At 67.9% G+C, this 14,915-nt stretch carries 21 protein-coding genes; 8 read left to right on the top strand and 13 right to left on the bottom strand.

Annotation, left to right across the window (positions count from 1 at the left end):
* Positions 1–28: 28 nt before the first annotated feature.
* The 3 genes from ACR652_RS12125 to secE form a co-directional block, all read right to left on the bottom strand.
* Entirely contained in the window at positions 29–355 is a 327-nt protein-coding gene (locus ACR652_RS12125) for a hypothetical protein (RefSeq protein WP_434506743.1), read from the bottom strand.
* Positions 356–452: 97 nt separating this feature from the next.
* The gene (gene nusG / locus ACR652_RS12120) at positions 453–986 is read right to left on the bottom strand and encodes a transcription termination/antitermination protein NusG (RefSeq protein WP_434506742.1); all 534 of its coding nucleotides are present in this window, start codon (positions 984–986) and stop codon (positions 453–455) included.
* A gap of 28 nt (positions 987–1,014) precedes the next feature.
* Entirely contained in the window at positions 1,015–1,206 is a 192-nt protein-coding gene (gene secE / locus ACR652_RS12115; RefSeq protein ID WP_434506741.1) for a preprotein translocase subunit SecE, read from the bottom strand.
* 219 nt (positions 1,207–1,425) lie between these two features.
* Between secE and ACR652_RS12110 the strand changes: the two genes are divergently transcribed.
* From ACR652_RS12110 to ACR652_RS12100, 3 genes are all read left to right on the top strand, one after another.
* Positions 1,426–1,773 (top strand): hypothetical protein, encoded by a 348-nt coding sequence (locus ACR652_RS12110; protein WP_434506740.1) that lies wholly within the window; start codon positions 1,426–1,428, stop codon positions 1,771–1,773.
* 210 nt (positions 1,774–1,983) lie between these two features.
* Positions 1,984–2,307 carry a cupredoxin domain-containing protein gene (locus ACR652_RS12105; protein WP_434506739.1) on the top strand — a complete coding sequence of 108 codons (324 nt, stop codon included), beginning with the start codon at positions 1,984–1,986 and terminating at the stop codon, positions 2,305–2,307.
* Complete coding sequence (locus ACR652_RS12100) at positions 2,307–3,137, top strand: FTR1 family iron permease (protein ID WP_434506738.1); 831 nt, start codon at positions 2,307–2,309, stop codon at positions 3,135–3,137. The genes ACR652_RS12105 and ACR652_RS12100 overlap by 1 nt, the downstream gene beginning before the upstream one ends.
* On the opposite strand, the gene ACR652_RS12095 is transcribed toward ACR652_RS12100, so the two are convergent.
* Positions 3,091–4,023 carry a DUF1259 domain-containing protein gene (locus ACR652_RS12095; protein WP_434506737.1) on the bottom strand — a complete coding sequence of 311 codons (933 nt, stop codon included), beginning with the start codon at positions 4,021–4,023 and terminating at the stop codon, positions 3,091–3,093. The two genes, ACR652_RS12100 and ACR652_RS12095, sit on opposite strands and share 47 nt — an antisense overlap.
* Before the next feature lie 75 nt (positions 4,024–4,098).
* Entirely contained in the window at positions 4,099–4,524 is a 426-nt protein-coding gene (locus ACR652_RS12090) for an Hsp20 family protein (RefSeq protein WP_434506736.1), read from the bottom strand.
* Positions 4,525–4,703: 179 nt separating this feature from the next.
* On the opposite strand from ACR652_RS12090, the gene ACR652_RS12085 reads away from it, so the two are divergent.
* The 3 genes from ACR652_RS12085 to ACR652_RS12075 are packed head-to-tail and all read left to right on the top strand — an operon-like array spanning position 4,704 to position 5,819.
* Positions 4,704–5,114: a hypothetical protein gene (locus ACR652_RS12085; RefSeq protein ID WP_434506735.1), complete on the top strand. Its 411-nt coding sequence runs from the start codon at positions 4,704–4,706 to the stop codon at positions 5,112–5,114.
* A 22-nt stretch (positions 5,115–5,136) separates the two neighbouring features.
* Positions 5,137–5,538 (top strand): DUF6460 domain-containing protein, encoded by a 402-nt coding sequence (locus ACR652_RS12080; protein ID WP_434506734.1) that lies wholly within the window; start codon positions 5,137–5,139, stop codon positions 5,536–5,538.
* Entirely contained in the window at positions 5,535–5,819 is a 285-nt protein-coding gene (locus ACR652_RS12075; protein WP_434506733.1) for a hypothetical protein, read from the top strand. Before ACR652_RS12080 ends, ACR652_RS12075 begins: the two co-directional genes overlap by 4 nt.
* Position 5,820: 1 nt before the next feature.
* Here the strand turns inward: ACR652_RS12075 and ACR652_RS12070 are convergent, their stop codons facing one another.
* The 5 genes from ACR652_RS12070 to ACR652_RS12050 all read right to left on the bottom strand — a co-directional run bounded on the left by ACR652_RS12070 (position 5,821) and on the right by ACR652_RS12050 (position 10,229).
* The gene (locus ACR652_RS12070) at positions 5,821–6,690 is read right to left on the bottom strand and encodes an extensin-like domain-containing protein (protein WP_434506732.1); all 870 of its coding nucleotides are present in this window, start codon (positions 6,688–6,690) and stop codon (positions 5,821–5,823) included.
* Positions 6,691–6,826: 136 nt separating this feature from the next.
* Positions 6,827–7,261 (bottom strand): DUF2852 domain-containing protein, encoded by a 435-nt coding sequence (locus ACR652_RS12065; protein WP_434506811.1) that lies wholly within the window; start codon positions 7,259–7,261, stop codon positions 6,827–6,829.
* A 196-nt stretch (positions 7,262–7,457) separates the two neighbouring features.
* The gene (locus tag ACR652_RS12060) at positions 7,458–7,949 is read right to left on the bottom strand and encodes a hypothetical protein (protein WP_434506731.1); all 492 of its coding nucleotides are present in this window, start codon (positions 7,947–7,949) and stop codon (positions 7,458–7,460) included.
* Positions 7,946–9,475: a Y-family DNA polymerase gene (locus tag ACR652_RS12055; protein ID WP_434506730.1), complete on the bottom strand. Its 1,530-nt coding sequence runs from the start codon at positions 9,473–9,475 to the stop codon at positions 7,946–7,948. The genes ACR652_RS12060 and ACR652_RS12055 overlap by 4 nt, the downstream gene beginning before the upstream one ends.
* Entirely contained in the window at positions 9,399–10,229 is an 831-nt protein-coding gene (locus ACR652_RS12050; protein WP_434506729.1) for a hypothetical protein, read from the bottom strand. Before ACR652_RS12050 ends, ACR652_RS12055 begins: the two co-directional genes overlap by 77 nt.
* A 226-nt stretch (positions 10,230–10,455) precedes the next feature.
* Between ACR652_RS12050 and ACR652_RS12045 the strand changes: the two genes are divergently transcribed.
* Both ACR652_RS12045 and ACR652_RS12040 read left to right on the top strand, forming a co-directional pair.
* Positions 10,456–10,788 (top strand): c-type cytochrome, encoded by a 333-nt coding sequence (locus tag ACR652_RS12045; RefSeq protein WP_434506728.1) that lies wholly within the window; start codon positions 10,456–10,458, stop codon positions 10,786–10,788.
* 123 nt (positions 10,789–10,911) lie between these two features.
* Positions 10,912–12,267 (top strand): FAD-dependent oxidoreductase, encoded by a 1,356-nt coding sequence (locus ACR652_RS12040; protein ID WP_434506727.1) that lies wholly within the window; start codon positions 10,912–10,914, stop codon positions 12,265–12,267.
* Positions 12,268–12,340: 73 nt separating this feature from the next.
* On the opposite strand, the gene ACR652_RS12035 is transcribed toward ACR652_RS12040, so the two are convergent.
* The 3 genes from ACR652_RS12035 to fabB all read right to left on the bottom strand — a co-directional run bounded on the left by ACR652_RS12035 (position 12,341) and on the right by fabB (position 14,846).
* Positions 12,341–12,676, bottom strand: coding sequence for a c-type cytochrome (locus tag ACR652_RS12035; protein WP_434506726.1), 336 nt, complete (start codon positions 12,674–12,676; stop codon positions 12,341–12,343).
* 15 nt (positions 12,677–12,691) lie between these two features.
* Entirely contained in the window at positions 12,692–13,501 is an 810-nt protein-coding gene (fabI, locus tag ACR652_RS12030) for an enoyl-ACP reductase FabI (protein ID WP_434506725.1), read from the bottom strand.
* 121 nt (positions 13,502–13,622) lie between these two features.
* Positions 13,623–14,846 (bottom strand): beta-ketoacyl-ACP synthase I, encoded by a 1,224-nt coding sequence (gene fabB / locus ACR652_RS12025; protein WP_434506724.1) that lies wholly within the window; start codon positions 14,844–14,846, stop codon positions 13,623–13,625.
* Positions 14,847–14,915 lie beyond the last annotated feature (69 nt).

Here is a 14,915-nt window from a genome sequence, read left to right as displayed (position 1 = left end):
GGAGTCGACGTGCTGCGCCGAGCGCGCCTCAATGTCCCTCTGGCAAGAAGCGCGCTTGCTGTTCGAGACGGCGCACGCGCTCCTCGAGTTCGGTCAGCAGCACGCCGTGGCCAATCGCCGACGAGTGATATTCCATCACGGAGCGACGCAGGCCGGCGATCTGGTCGCCGAGCCGCTTCTCCTGAACCAACATGTCGGAGGCCACGTCGGCGCGCAGTGAATTGATCTCGGAGCGCAATTCATCTTTGGTGACCATGACCTCGCGCATGGCCGACACCTCGACGCGAAGCGTGTCCACCTTCGCGTCGATCTTGCGCAGCAACGCCAATGTGAAATTCTCGGGCTCGTCGCTCATCGCGGCTCCCTCGGACCACAAAATGTAGTCAAGCTTTATAGCACAGGTTTTTCACAATCGCAGAGGCGCGCCTCCCCTCAAAAATGAGGGGAAGGATTCACCCGACCTTCTCGACCTGGCCGAACTCCAGCTCGACCGGCGTCGGGCGGCCAAAGATCGAGACGGCGACCTTGAGGCGCGAGCGCGCTTCGTCGACTTCCTCGACGAGACCGTTGAAAGAGGCGAAGGGCCCGTCGGCGACGCGCACCGTCTCGCCCACCTCGAAGCTGACCGTCGGCTTGGGACGCTCGACGCCCTCGGCCACCTGGCCCTTGATGCGCATCGCCTCGTCTTCGGAGATGGGCATGGGCTTGTTGTCGGCGCCGAGGAATCCCGTGACCTTCGGCGTGTTCTTGATCAGCGAGAACACAGGGTCCGTGAGATTGCACTTCACCAGCACATAGCCGGGAAAGAACTTGCGCTCGGTGGAGACCTTGCGGCCGCGGCGGACCTCGACGACCTGCTCGGTCGGCACGAGAATTTCCTCGAAATTCTCGACAAGGCCGCGCTGGGCGGCGCCCTCGCGGATCGCCTCCGCGACCTTCTTTTCGAAGTTCGAATAGGCGTGGACGATATACCAGCGCATGCTCATGAGGGCGCGCCCTGCTCCGGATTAGAAATTACTGGCCGACCCGCAGCAGCAGGCCGACGAGGAAGCGCAGGGCCGAGTCGACGAGAACGAAGAACAGGCTCGCGAACAGCACCATCAGGATGACGAGGCCGGTCGTGATCATCGTCTCCCGGCGCGTGGGCCAGGTTACCTTGTTCGCCTCGGCGCGAACTTCCTGCAGGAACGTAAACGGGTTGACCATGCGCTTGCCCGATTCTGATCAAAAGCGAGGCCCGAAGGACGCTCGCCGTAAAACAGTCGCGGCGCGGGACCTTCCGGTCACGCGCCACGCTCGCCTGCTTTATAGCCCCCCGCGCCGCGCTCGCCAAGGGGGGTCTCGCGGAAATGCGGAGACCCGGCCATTGCCCGGCGGCGGGTCCCGACTTTACAAAGGTCGCGCATCCCTGATTTGGAGGAAAAGATGCGCCATTCGGCACTTCCCGCCGTGACCCTGGCCCTCGCCGCCGCCCTCGCCGGCTGCAACGCGGCGCGCCAGACCGGCCCCGTGATCGACCCGCCCGGCCCGCCGCGTCCCGCGCCGGCGGCGCAGCAGACGCTTCCGGAGGGCGCTGGCTGCTCCGGCGCCATCGCCCGCTACCGGTCGGTGATGGAGAACGACCTCTCGATGGGCCATGTCAATCAGAGCGTCTACAGCCAGATCCAGGGCGAAATCTCCGAAGCCGCCGCCGCCTGCTCCGCCGGGCAGGACGCAAGGGCCGTCTCGCTGGTGCGCGCCTCCAAGACCCGTCACGGCTACCCTGGCGGCTGAGCGTCGCAAAGGCGACAAGGCGCGTCAGGAACCCGCCCACGCGAATGGTCGCCGCGCTTGTCCGCGCCCCCGGTCGCCGCCCATGTCGGCGACCCTCCGGCGCGTTTTGTCGCGGCTGATTCTGGAAACAATCCAGATTAGCTCCTTTGACGGCCGCGCTGCTGGTCCCTACGTTGCATGCATCGGTTATCCGACCAGAAAGAGGCGTGCATGAACAGGTTTGCGGCGGCGGTTCTTCTCCTCATCGCGGGGGCCTGCGGCGCGGCGGCCGCCGAGAGCTACACGCTCACGATCAAGGACCACAAATTCGACCCCGCCGAGCTGAAGATCGCGGCCGACAAGCCGGCCACGCTGGTCGTGAAGAACCTCGACGGCACGCCCGAGGAATTCGAGTCCAAGCCCCTGCGCATCGAGAAGGTCGTGCCCGCCAACAGCGAGGCGACCTTCCAGATCCGGGCGCTGAAGCCCGGCCGCTACAAGTTCTTCGGCGAGTTCCACGAGGACAGCGCCAAGGGCGAGGTCGTCGTCGAATAATGCTCGGCGCGCTCATCATCGTCTTTCGCGAGGCCATCGAGGCGGGCCTCATCATCGGCATCGTCGCCGCGGTGACGCGCGGCGTCTCCGGTTCACGCGCCCATATCGCGGGCGGCGTCGGAGCGGGGGTGCTCGGGGCGCTGATCGTGGCGGCTTTCGCCGAGCAGCTCTCGAAGGCCTTCGCCGGCAGCGGGCAGGAACTGTTCAACGCGGCGGTGCTGATGATCGCCGTGGTCATGCTGGCGTGGCACAACATCTGGATGGCGCGACACGGGCGCGAGCTGGCGCAGGAGCTGTCGGACGTCGGCCGCGCCGTCGCGCGCGGCGACCGCACCCTGTTTGCGCTGGCGGCCGTCGTGGCGCTTGCGGTGCTGCGGGAAGGTTCGGAGGTCGCGCTGTTCCTCTATGGCGTGCTCGCTTCGGGCGAGCCGGCGGGCAGTGTGCTCACTGGCGGCCTGGCGGGCCTGGGGCTCGGCGCCGCGACGAGCCTCGCGACCTTCTACGGCCTCATCTCCATTCCACCCCGGCGCCTCTTCGCCGTGACGACATGGCTGATCACCCTCCTCGCGGCGGGGCTGACCGCGCAGGCGGTGGCCTTTCTCCAGCAGGCGGGAACGATCACCGCCCTCGCCGACACGCTGTGGGACACGTCCTGGCTTCTCTCCGACAAGAGCATCCCGGGCCGCGTGCTGCACACGCTGATCGGCTACGCCGACCAGCCGTCGCAGATGCAGGTCGTCGCCTATGTCGCGACCATCGCCGCGATCGTGGCGGCGACACGGCTCACGGCGATGACGACGCATGGCCCGGCGCAGGCGCCGGCGGAATAGACGTCTGGTTCGAGCCGATCACGTCGAGCCCGGCGCGAAGCGCCATCGCCAGCTTCACGGCGTCGTCATGCGCCCACACATGCGCGAAGAAGAGCCTGGGCTCGTCGTTCAGCATATGGTTGTGCAGGGCCGTGACCTCGACGCCATTCGAGTCGAGCGTCTTCAGCAGCGCCGGCACCTCCTTGCCGAGAAGCACGAAGTCGCCGCTGATCGCGGCCTTGCCGTCGCCGGTCGGCTCGAAATTCAGCGCTGTCGCGACGCCCATGGCGGGGGGCATGGCCATGCCCGCCACGCGGATGTCGTCGGGTCGCGGAAAGCTGAACTGCCAGACGCCGCCGCTGTTCTTTCCCTTCGCGCCCAGAATCGTGTCGAGCTTCGCGACGTCGAAGCCGGGGCTGACCGTCCCCGGAGCGGCCTGCGCAGCCGGCGCGAACGGCGTCTTCGTCTCGGCCAGCGCCTCGCGCACGGCGCGGGCCAGCACGACCGGGTCGCCGAAGCCCGAGACATGCATGTAGAGCGTGGCGGGCGAAGCTCGCAAAAGATGATTATGGATGGCGGTGACGCTGACGCCGTCGGCCAGCAGCGACCGCATCACCGGCCGGACCTCCGACTCGCTCAGCACCAGATCGCCCATCATCATGGCGTCCGCGCCGATCTGCTGGAACGCGACCCAGCCGCCCAAAGCCAGCGCCGGCTTCACCTCGACACTGTCCAGCGTCACATGGAGATCGCTGCGCGGCAGGGGGTATTTGTGAACCGTGCCGATGATCGCGGCTTCCTTGTCCATCACCGCGTCGACGCGCGACCAGTCGATTTCCGCGCGCGCCGCCGCGCCGGAGAGAAGGAGGGAGCCCGTCAGGGCGACGGTCAGCAACGCGTTTCGCATGAGCGTCCCTTTCTGCATCTGGCCACAGCGGCCTCGCCAAGAAATGGCGCGCCGCGCGGCGGAGGGACAGCTTGGCTAATCGCGCGCGATGATGTTGATCTTCTTGATCACCCGCTCCGGCTCCGGCCGGACGAGGTCGACCGACAACAGCCCGTTGACCAGATCGGCGCCCAGCACCTGCATGCCGTCGGCGAGCAGAAAGGCGCGCTGAAACTGGCGCGCGGCGATGCCGCGGTGCAGAAAGTGCCGCTCGCGGTCCTCGGCCTGACGGCCGCGGATCACCAACTGGTTTTCCTCCAGCGAGACGTCGAGCTGGTCGCGGGTGAAGCCGGCGACGGCGAGGGTGATGCGCAGCCGCTCAGGCTCGTTCTCCGTGCGCGGCAGGCGCTCGATATTGTAGGGCGGATAGCCGTCCGACCCGCTGCGCGTGACGCGGTCCAGCGCGCGCTCGATTTCGTCGAAGCCGAGCAGGAACGGCGAGTTGAGAGGGGGACGCGACATCTGCTGAAGCCCTTCTGGCGCCTCGTGACAGGCGGGACCCGTCTGGCGTCCCGACCGGCAATTTATGGCTGAGCGCGGGCGCGCGATCAAGCGCGCTCTCTCGCGGCCTTTGCGCCATTGACGCAAGCGGCGCGCATTCCCATCTGCGGCTCATCTTTCCTCGCGCCGGGACGGCTGTCATGCGCCAACTGAAGCTGCGACTGGCGTTTCTGGCGCTGACCCTGACCGGGCCGGCGGCTGTCGCGGACGAGACGCCGACCATCGTCGCGCCGGAAGCCGACCGCTTCTCCCTGCAACCCACGGAGGGCGGCTTTCTGCGCCTCGACAGGCAGACGGGCGCGGTGTCCTTCTGCACGGCGAAGGACGGCGTTTCCGTCTGCCGGGTCGGGGCCGACGAGCGGGCGGCGCTGCAAGACGAGATCGAACGGCTGCGCGGCGAGAACGCGCGGCTGAAAGCGGTCGCCGGCCAACCGCCCTCCACCCTGCCGCGCGAGGAGGACTTCGAGCGGGCGCTCTCCTTTACCGAGCGCTTCCTGCGACGCATAATGCGGCTTTTCCGGGAGGAAACCCCGGGCGACGGGCGGCTTTGAGCCCTCCGCCCGGAACAGGCCGATGACGGACGACGGACCCTTCGCCAACTGGCCGCATCTCGACAGGCCCGCTCCGCCCGGATCGTCCCGGGAGCGGCGCGACCTAGTCATCCTTCCGGGCTCATCTGAAACGGAATCACAGACCATGGCGTCCAGGAACGCGCTTGAAAATTTTCTCGGCGGCTCGCCGCTCGCTGTCGCCATCCGTCTTTTTTTCGTGTCGCTTGTCGTCGGCGCGCTGCTGATGTGGCTGGAGCTGCGGCCGATCGACATTCTGCGCGGCGTGCAGTCCTTCATCGACCGCATCTATCAACTCGGCTTCGGCGCGGTGAAGGAGCTCGCGAGCTATGTGCTCGCCGGCGCGGTTTTCGTGGTGCCCGCCTGGCTGGTTCTGCGGCTGATGAGCGTGGGCGGGCGCAAGTGAGGCGCCTGCTGCTTCCGCTTGTTCTGGCCGCGACGCCCGCCCTGGCCTCGAGCGAGGACGCCTGGCGGAAGTTTCGCGAGGCTGTCCTGAAGTCCTGCGAGACAGCCGTCGCGGGCCGGCTCGAGACGCCGGCCATCGCGGTCGATCCCTTCGGCAGCGACTCCTATGGCGTCGCCATCGCGCGCGGGACGTCGACCGACGCCAAGGCCCCGCGCGCCATCGTCTGCGTCTACGACAAGCGCAGGAAATCCGTCGAGACAAGCGGCGAATTCGTCCCCTGATTCACCGCCGCCGGATCGTCGACGTCAGATCCTCCGCCCCCGCCGCGGGGTCGATCGGCCCGAAGCCGTCGCCGCCCTCATAGGCCGCCGACGGCGGGCGCCCGGCCGTGTCGGCGTCGGTCTCGTCGCCGATCGACGGGCGCGCTTTCTGCATGGCGATGAGCGGCGACTCCGGCGGCGGCGGGAGGGTTTCCTGCGGCGCGGGCTTGCAGATCGTATGGCCGGAACGGCCGTGCATGGCGAGATCGACGTGGATGTGATTGTAGTGGAAGGCGTTGGACCCCGGCGACAGGACGGTTGTGAAATGCTCGCAGGAGCCGCGATGCACATCCATCAGGAAGGCGCGGGTCTGATCGTCGCCGCGCCACCAGTCCTGCACCAGCGTGATCCGCCGGCCGTCCTCGAGCACGAAGCCGCCAATGTCGAGCGCATTGCCGAAGGCATGTTCCGAGAGCTGCGCGCCGCTCTGATTGTTCATGCCCCGGCAGGCGTAGGAGCCCATTGAGTCGATGCGCGCGACCTGCTGGCCGAAGCGCGCCTGCGCGGCGGGCTGCACCGTGTCGGCGAGCCACTGGTCCAGCTCGGCGACCATCGAGCAATCAAGCGTCGCCGTGGAATTGAAGGCGACCGCGCCGCCCTGAAGCGCCGTCACCTTGAACGGCCTGGTGAGGCCGCAAATGCCGGGGCCGTCGACCTCGCTGGCGAGGGCGATGAACTCCGAGGGCTGCACCTTGCGCTGTGCGATGCAGGCGTTTTCCGCCTGCGCGCGCCAGGCGGGGCGCTGCGGCTTGAACGGCCCCGCGCAGCCCGCGAGCGTCGCGGCGGCGAGAAGGAGGAGGAAGGCGATCCGGAGGGCCATGCCGCGCAGCATGGTCGACGAGCTCTTAACCGAGCGTCGAAAAATTTAGTTAACTGCCTGAAAACTCTTGATCGTGGCGGAAAGGAAACGGCCGGCGTCGCCGCCGGCCGTCGAAAACGCGATTACGCTGACTCCTTACGTGACGCCTTTATTGGGCGCCTCCCTTGCGGGCGCGCATGAAGGAGTCGAACTCCTCCCGGTCGCGCGCGCGGCGCAGCTCGGAGATATGCTCGGCGAACTCCCGCTCGGCTTCGGCGAGCTTGCGGCGCTCTTCCTCAAGTCGGACGAGCTCGCCCTCGCGCCACTCGTCAAAGGCCACATTGCCGGTCGACCGCATGAAGGACGGCCCGGCCCAGCCCGCCTCGCGCGAGACGTCGCCGAAGGCGGTCTTGACCTTCGCGCCCTGCTCGGCGGCGAAGGAGAAGAGATCGCCCTCATAGCCGAAGCTCCGGCCCCAGAGTTTCAGGAACAGCAGGGCGAGGCCGATCGGCCAGAAGATCAGGAAGCCCATAACGACGGCCGCGACTTCGAACGGCCTCCAATGCGCGCACCCTCCCTGACGCCCCCAGGGTGAGGCGGACATTCGGGAAAAACGATCGCAGCTCATGTTTGGCTCCAGTTTGTGCACGGCCCCGGTCTCCGGTCGCCGATGTAAATGTTATAAACATTCACATCGATTTTGGCAAGGGAACGGGGCCTTGGGAGCGGGGCTTTGCCGGCCTCCCGCGGCGGAAGCGCCCGGGCGGCCGCGCCGGATATCGGCGCCGCGCGGGCGTCTTTCAAGACGCCTCGGGCTCACAGCTCAAAATCCAGGTGCGGTCGCAAAAGGCGACATAGAGGCGCTCCTGGCCCAGCGCCGCGCCGAGCTCCATGGCGAGGTCATTGAGCATGTCTTCGATGTCGGCGTCCGGCAGATGGCCCAGATAGGCGTGCACGGCCTCCCCGGTGAAAATGGCGACGGGCTCGCGGTCGGAGCCCACGCCGCCGCCCTCCTTCGGCCAGGCGTAGGTGACCTCGGCGCGGGCGAACATGCCCGAGAGGGCGGGTTTCCCCTCTTCGACCCGCCGCCGCATCCAGCGCCGCGCGGTGCGCACGGCCTCGGAGACGTCATAGACGCGCCCCTCCGGGTCCCAGCCCTCGCGCAGGCCCACGGCGATGCGAAAATCCCGTCGCGGCCCCCGCGAGCCGGCGACGATGCGGTAGCTTCTGGTCTCGCTCATGAAGAGGAAGATAAGGCGTCGCGGGCCGATGAGCGAGACGGGCGACGTCACGACAGGCCGTGGACGAACCAGCGCGGCGCCTCGGTTTCGCGTCCGTAGAGCCCCTCGCGAAACAGCCAGAACACATGCCCGTCCCTGTCCTGGGCCTGGAAATAATCGCGCGTCGGCCCGTCTCGCGCCGGGCCCCACCAGGGCGGCGCGAGACGCTCCGGCCCCTCATAGGCCACCACCTCGTGCAACACCCGTCGCCAGCGAAACCGCAGCGGCGGCCCGTCGGGGAAAAGCGCGATCGTCTCGACGGGCTCGGGCCGCTCGAACAGCCGCAAGGGACGCGGCGCCGCCTGCGCCGGGAAGGGCGCCGGCGGGCCAGAGGCGGCCGGGACGGCGGCGACGGCGAATTCGGGCAGATGCGAGGCTTGCGGATGCAGCCGCAGCACCCGCCGCAGTCCGAGCCGCGCGCCGAGCCGGTCGATGAGATCGCCGAGATCGGCGTCGTCCGCAGCGCCCCGCTCCGGCGGCGCGAGACTCGTCTGCGGCGGCGCGGCGCGCTCGGTCTCGGTGGCGCAGAGGCGCAGCACGTCGAATCCATAGCCGGTGTCGAGCCCCTCCTCGGCGACCGCCGACAGACGCTCGGCGAGAAGGGCGGCGAGGCGGGCGGGATCGCGCAGCGGCCGGCTCGTCCCGGCTTCCAGCCGCTTCACCGCGCCGTCGACGCGATAGAAGACGGCTTCGAGCCGCCGCGCGCCCGCCCCCGCCCGCTCCAGCATCGGGCAGAGATCGGCGCAGAGCCGCGCCAGCGTCGCCTCCAGATCGGCGCGCTGCGTCAGCCCGTCGGGAAAGCGCCGCTCGGCGATGAAGGCGGGCGCCTCGAAGCGCGGAGAGATGGGGTCGCGGATGCGGCAGGTCAGCGCGTCGAGGCGGGTCAGCGCCGCCTGGCCGAAACGCGCGGCGAGAGGCGCGCGCGGCCGGTCGAGAAGATCGCCGACGCGGCGCAGCCCGGCGCGGCGCAGGCCCGCGAGCGCCTCTGGCCCCGCCTCCAGCGCCTCGACCGGCAGGCTCGCCGCCAGCGCGTCGATCTCCCCCTGCCCGGCGGCCTCCGCGACATGCCTCACGCCTGAAAAGCGGGCCAGCGCGCGGGCCAGCGCCGGGCCGGGCGCGATCGCCGCGCGGGCGCAAAAGCCCAACGCCGCGAGGCGGGCCTCCGCCTCGTCGAGCAGCGCCGTCTCGCCGCCGAAAAGATGCGCCGCGCCGGTCACGTCGAGAATGAGCCCGTCCGGCGGGCGGGCGGCGGCGAGCGGCGTGAAGCGGCGGCTCCAGTCGGCGAGGGCGTCGAGCGCGGCGGCGTCGGCTTTCGGCTCGGCCTCGGCGAGCTCGAGCGCGGGGCAGCGGGCGCGGGCGTCGGCCACCGCCATGCCGGGAATCAGCCCGCGCTTTTGCGCGCCGGCGTCGACGGCCGTGAGCCGCTCGGCCCCTGTCTCGCGGGCGTAGAGGGCGAAGGCCTCAGGCGCGGCGCCGCGACGGCGGCGCAGCAGCCGGTCGGTCGCAAGCCTGGGAAGGAAAACGCTCAGGAAACGCATGACGAAACACGGCCTGTTGGGGATCGAAGGCGATTTCACGCCACTCCGCCGGATCGATTTCCCCCCAGCGCCCGGCGCGCGCCTTGGCGAAGCGCAGGCGCCAGCGGAAGGGCGCGGCGGGAGAGAGCGGCGGACTGCGGCGCGCGCCCGCAACGCCCGGCGCGGCGGCGGCGACCTCGACGCGCAGTTCGGCGGCGCTGGAGAGGCGCGCCTGAGGCGAGGCGAGCGACGCCACGAGGCCCAGCGCCCCGCCGCGCCGCGCGGCGAGCAGCAGCCGGCGCGAGGCGGAGAGATCGTAGAGACGCGCGTCGAGAAAGGTCTCGGCGACGACCGCCGCGCAGGCGGGGCTCTTCAGCGCCTCCTCCATCGCCCAGAGCGTCTCGCGCGGACGGCGCGTGCGGATCAGGGCGAAACGCGACAGATCGAGCCCCGCCTGCGCGAGGCCGCGCCCATAGGGGAGGCCGAATTCCTGCGCCCCGAGATCCTCGATGATGAAGACCAGCGCCCCGTCGCGACGGGCGGCCCGCGCCCGCAGCGCCATGGCGACAGCGAAAGCCGCCGCCGCCGGGGCGTCCGGCGCCCGGGCCGGGAAAATTTCGCTCAAGCCGGCGCGTCCGGCGCCGAGGAGGGCGTCGAACCGGTCGGCGTCGGGCGCGGGGACGGGGGCGCGCGGCGGCGCCTGCCCGCCCGCTTCGATGGCGGCGACGCGGGCGCGCAAAAAACGGATGCGTTCCGAAACGCCGCTTCGCGACATCGGTCGTAAGGTCCCGAAATTGGAGAAGGCGCTCACGGCGCGTGTTCGATATTTGTTCTGGTCGCAGAAAGAGTCAAGCCGGGAGGAGGGACGCGGTTTCACCCGCTGTCTGGACGGAGCGCGGCGAGGCGACGCTTCCGCGACTCTGGGACGCATGGCCCGCGCAATCTTCTGCGGCTAATATGTAACAGTATTTGCACTTTTTGTAACAAGAATCGGGTCACGCATGAGAAGATCTCTCCCTCCTCTCCTTTCCGCCATATCGGCCTTGCTCCTGTCCGCGGCGCTCGCGCCGCCCGCCTTGGCCCAGGTCGCCTGCACTGCGCCGGATGGCGGGAAACTACTGGCCTCGGGCTGTTTCCAGTGCCACGGCACGGACGGGAACAACGGCGCCTTTGACGCTCTCGCCGGCGACGGACAGGCCGACATGTTCAACAAGCTCAAGGACATGAAAACCAAGAAGGTTGGCGCCAACATCATGTACCCCCACGCCTGGGGATATACGGACGCGCAGCTCTCCTGCATCACCCTTTATTTCTCGAAGCTGAAGAAGCCCTGAGTCCGGAGCCTCGAACGCACCCTCTCCATCCGGCGCGCCTGGTCCTGCCGAAGCGGCGACTTTTTCCGCGATAAGGCCCCAGACGCCGCGCCTCTCGAAAGACCTCAAGGGTCGGAGACAACAATGATCAAGAGAAGAGATTTTATCGGCGGTCTGGGCGTCGGCGCGGCCGCCACGATGATTCCGGCGTCCGGTTCGGCCGCCACAAACCGAGTCGTGGTGATCGGCGGCGGCATGGCGGGCGCCGCTGTCGCGAAATATCTGCGCCTGTGGAGCAACAAGACGATCCTCGTCACGCTGGTCGCGCCGGCGACGACTTATGTGTCCAACATCATGAGCAATCTGGTCCTGACCGGCCAGAACGCCTACAGCACGCTCAACTTCGACTACGCCAAGCTGAAATCCAATTATGGAATCGTCGTCGAGACGGCGACCGCGCTGGAAATCGCCGGTTTCGGCGCCAACGCCACCGGAACCGTCAAGCTCAGCAACGGCAAGACCCTGACCTGCGAGCGCGTCGTGCTCGCGCCGGGGATCAAGATGGACCCGATTCCGCTGACGGGTTCGCCCGCCACGGCCGCCCCCGTCCTGCACGCCTGGCAGGCTGGCCAGCAAACACTCGATCTGCAACGCCTGCTGCTGAACATGCCGACGAATGGCGTCTACGTCATGTCCATTCCGCCCAAACCCTATCGCTGCCCGCCGGGTCCCTATGAGCGCGCCTGCGTCGTCGCCGACTATCTGCGCCGCAACAAGCCCGGCGCGAAGATCGTCGTGCTCGACGCCAACCCGGGGATCGTCGCCGAACCGGTGAATTTCGGGAACGCGTTCAAGACCTACATCGACGCCGGCGTGCTGCAATATGTCTCTTCGACATCCGTCGTCTCGGTCTCGGCGGGCGCCGGACCGGGCGACCGGCAATTCGTCACCACGAACAATTCGGCGACGCCGCTCTTTGGCGACGTGGTCAACATCATCCCCCCGCACCGGGCGCCGGACATCGTGTCGAATACGGGGCTCGTGCCGCCCGGCGGCGCCTTCGCGCCCGTGGACGTGCGCAGCTATGAATCGACCATCGCCGGGAAGAGCAAGATTCATGTGCTCGGCGACGCCTCGGACACCAGCTTGCCCAAGGCCGGCCATGTCGCCAATCAGGAAGCCAAGATCTGCGCGGCGGCGATCATCGCCCAGTTCGCCGGCGCCACGCCGAGCCCGGCGCCGACCGCCAACTCGGCCTGCTTCTCGCCGATCGACAGCACGCAGGCGTCCTGGCTCACGGCGGTCTACCAATACAGCGAGACGCAGAATGCGAGCGGCGCCGTGACGGCCCTGCCCGCAAACAAGCGGATGGTGATCTGGAACGGAACCGGCGCCATCGGCGACGTCCAGCCCGCGACCGAGGCGGACGCGCCCTCGACCAAAAACTTCGGTCAGATGACGAAGTGGTACGGCGTCCTCATGTCGGATACATTCGCTTAAACCCGACGACTGTCCGGGACGGCCTGATCCGCTCTGGCGGATGGGGCTGTCCCGGCCCGCGCGGCCGGCGCCGCTACTTCTTCTTCAGCCCCAGAATATAGGCCGTGACCGAATCGATCTCCTCCGGCGAGAGGATGAAGTTTGGCATGTTCTTGTGCGAGGAGCGCAGGAACACCTTGAGCGACAGCTCGGTCGTCGACGGCATATAGGCGACCAGAGCGAAGGACGGCGCGTCCGGATTGGGGCTGCGCACATGCGGATTGGCGCCCACGGCGTGGCAGCTCGCGCAATGTTCTTCGGCGAGACGGGCGCCGGCGGCCGCATCGCCGCCCTGCGCCATGGCCGGCGACAGACCCGGCGCCAGCGCGCCGCAGAGGAAAGCGAGGGTCGACAGAAGCGCCAGTCTCATGAGTTTGCTCCTCGATCAGTCCGTCCCGTTCAAATCCTCCGGGCGCGGCTGCAGCATGATGTTGTAGCCCGCGTCGACGAGATGAATCTCGCCGGTGACGCCGCCAGAAAGCTCCGACAGGAAATAAAGCGCCGAGCCGCCGATTTCATCCAGCGTGATCATCCGCCGCAGCGGGCAATGCTGCTTCTGGAATGCGCCCATCGCCCGCGCTCCGGTAATGCCGGCGCCCGCCATGGTGCGCACCGGCCCCGGCGAAATGGCGTTCACGCGGATGCCGCGATCGCCGTAATCCGCCGCGAGATAGCGCACGGAGGAATCGAGCGCGGCCTTGGCGACGCCCATGACGTTGTAATTCGGCATGACATGGGAGCCGCCGCCGAAGCTCACCGTCACCATCGAGCCGCCCGACGTCATCATCGCCGCGGCGCGGCGCGCCGCCTCGGTGAAGGAGAAGCAGGAGATGACCATGGTGCGCACGAAATTCTCGCGCGACGTGTCGGCGTAAAGGCCCTTCAGCTCGCTCTTGTCCGAATAGGCGATGGAATGGACGAGAAAGTCCATTTCGCCCCATTCCTGTTCGAGGCGCGCAAACACCGCGTCGACGGTCGAAATGTCCTCGACGTCGCAGGGCAGCACCAGGCTGGAGCCCAGCTCCTCGGCCAGAGGCTTCACGCGCTTGCCGAGCGCCTCGCCCTGATAGGTGAAGGCGAGCGACGCGCCATGGCGCGCCAGCACGCGGGCAATGCCGTAAGCAATCGAATGGTCGTTGGCGACGCCCATGACGAGCCCGCGCTTCCCCTGCATCAAACCAGTCGCAACCGTCATTTCCACTTTCTCTGTCGAAGGCGGGTTCGTCTGCGCCATCGAAAGGCCAGCCCCATCGAAAATCGGCGAATCGTCCCGGTCAAAAAAAAGGCGGCGCCGTCGACCGGCGCCGCCGATGTCGTCACGCGTCCGGATGCTTGAAGATCAGCGTGGCATTGGTGCCGCCAAAGCCGAAGGAGTTCGACAGCACGGCGCCGAGCTTCACATTGTCCCGGCGCGCGCGCATGATCGGCATGTCGGCGAAATCGGGATCCAGCTCCTCGATGTTGGCGCTCTCGCAGATGAAGCCGTTCTGCATCATCAGCAGCGAATAGATCGCCTCCTGCACGCCGGTCGCGCCCAGCGAATGGCCGGTGAGCGATTTGGTCGCCGCGATCGGCGGACACTTGTCGCCGGAGCCGAAGACTTCACGCAGCGCCTCGATTTCCTTGGCGTCGCCGACCGGCGTCGCGGTGGCGTGCGGGTTGATGTAGTCGATCGGGCATTTCACCGTGGCGAGCGCCTGGCGCATGCAGCGCACCGCGCCTTCGCCCGAGGGCGCGACCATGTCATAGCCGTCGGAGGTCGCGCCATAGCCGGCGACTTCCGCGTAGATTTTCGCGCCACGCGCCTTCGCGTGCTCATATTCCTCGAGCACCAGCACGCCCGCGCCGCCCGCGATGACAAAGCCGTCGCGATTCTTGTCATAGGCGCGCGAGGCCGTCGCGGGGCGGTCGTTATAGGCCGAGGACATGGCGCCCATGGCGTCGAAGAGCACCGAGAGCTCCCACTCCAGCTCCTCGCAGCCGCCGGCGAACATCATGTCCTGCTTGCCGTACTGGATCATCTCATAGGCGTTGCCGATGCAATGGTTCGACGTCGCGCAGGCCGAGGAGATGGAATAATTCACGCCCTTGATCTTGAACCAGACGGCGAGAGTCGCGGAGGCCGTCGAGGACATGCATTTGGGCACGGCGAAGGGGCCGACGCGCTTGGGGCCCTTGGTGCGGGTGGTGTCGGCGGATTCGACGATCGTCTTTGTCGAAGGGCCGCCCGAGCCCATGATGATGCCGGTGCGCTCATTGGAGATGTCAGCCTCGGTGAGGCCGGCGTCGCGGATCGCCTGATCCATGGCGACATGGTTCCAGGCGGTGCCGGTGGCGTGGAAGCGCATGGCGCGGCGGTCGACGACCGTGGAGGGGTCGAGCGTCGGCATGCCGTGCACCTGGGAGCGGAACCCCAGCTCCGCATATTTCTCGGCTCGGACGATGCCCGGCTTCGCTTCGCGAAGAGAAGCCACGACCTCCTGCGTCGTATTGCCGATCGACGATACGATGCCCATGCCGGTGACGACGACCCGTCTCATTTTTTCTCTCCCTGTTTTTCTCCCTCTCCCCGTTCACGGGGAGAGGGCTGGGGCGAGGGGCAGACAAAG

The organism is Methylocystis sp. (assembly GCF_051061225.1).
Lineage (GTDB): Bacteria > Pseudomonadota > Alphaproteobacteria > Rhizobiales > Beijerinckiaceae > Methylocystis.
Note: the sequence above shows the minus strand (reverse complement) of the source record. Positions and strands in the feature narration are given on the sequence as shown.

Bases quoted from the DNA above. Each gene is read 5' to 3' on its own strand.
- ACR652_RS12125 (WP_434506743.1), bottom strand. From the start codon at position 355: ATGAGCGACGAGCCCGAGAATTTCACATTGGCGTTGCTGCGCAAGATC.
- nusG (WP_434506742.1), bottom strand. From the start codon at position 986: ATGAGCATGCGCTGGTATATCGTCCACGCCTATTCGAACTTCGAAAAG.
- secE (WP_434506741.1), bottom strand. From the start codon at position 1,206: ATGGTCAACCCGTTTACGTTCCTGCAGGAAGTTCGCGCCGAGGCGAAC.
- ACR652_RS12110 (WP_434506740.1), top strand. From the start codon at position 1,426: ATGCGCCATTCGGCACTTCCCGCCGTGACCCTGGCCCTCGCCGCCGCC.
- ACR652_RS12105 (WP_434506739.1), top strand. From the start codon at position 1,984: ATGAACAGGTTTGCGGCGGCGGTTCTTCTCCTCATCGCGGGGGCCTGC.
- ACR652_RS12100 (WP_434506738.1), top strand. From the start codon at position 2,307: ATGCTCGGCGCGCTCATCATCGTCTTTCGCGAGGCCATCGAGGCGGGC.
- ACR652_RS12095 (WP_434506737.1), bottom strand. From the start codon at position 4,023: ATGCGAAACGCGTTGCTGACCGTCGCCCTGACGGGCTCCCTCCTTCTC.
- ACR652_RS12090 (WP_434506736.1), bottom strand. From the start codon at position 4,524: ATGTCGCGTCCCCCTCTCAACTCGCCGTTCCTGCTCGGCTTCGACGAA.
- ACR652_RS12085 (WP_434506735.1), top strand. From the start codon at position 4,704: ATGCGCCAACTGAAGCTGCGACTGGCGTTTCTGGCGCTGACCCTGACC.
- ACR652_RS12080 (WP_434506734.1), top strand. From the start codon at position 5,137: ATGACGGACGACGGACCCTTCGCCAACTGGCCGCATCTCGACAGGCCC.
- ACR652_RS12070 (WP_434506732.1), bottom strand. From the start codon at position 6,690: ATGCTGCGCGGCATGGCCCTCCGGATCGCCTTCCTCCTCCTTCTCGCC.
- ACR652_RS12065 (WP_434506811.1), bottom strand. From the start codon at position 7,261: ATGTCCGCCTCACCCTGGGGGCGTCAGGGAGGGTGCGCGCATTGGAGG.
- ACR652_RS12055 (WP_434506730.1), bottom strand. From the start codon at position 9,475: ATGCGTTTCCTGAGCGTTTTCCTTCCCAGGCTTGCGACCGACCGGCTG.
- ACR652_RS12050 (WP_434506729.1), bottom strand. From the start codon at position 10,229: ATGTCGCGAAGCGGCGTTTCGGAACGCATCCGTTTTTTGCGCGCCCGC.
- ACR652_RS12045 (WP_434506728.1), top strand. From the start codon at position 10,456: ATGAGAAGATCTCTCCCTCCTCTCCTTTCCGCCATATCGGCCTTGCTC.
- ACR652_RS12040 (WP_434506727.1), top strand. From the start codon at position 10,912: ATGATCAAGAGAAGAGATTTTATCGGCGGTCTGGGCGTCGGCGCGGCC.
- ACR652_RS12035 (WP_434506726.1), bottom strand. From the start codon at position 12,676: ATGAGACTGGCGCTTCTGTCGACCCTCGCTTTCCTCTGCGGCGCGCTG.
- fabI (WP_434506725.1), bottom strand. From the start codon at position 13,501: ATGACGGTTGCGACTGGTTTGATGCAGGGGAAGCGCGGGCTCGTCATG.
- fabB (WP_434506724.1), bottom strand. From the start codon at position 14,846: ATGAGACGGGTCGTCGTCACCGGCATGGGCATCGTATCGTCGATCGGC.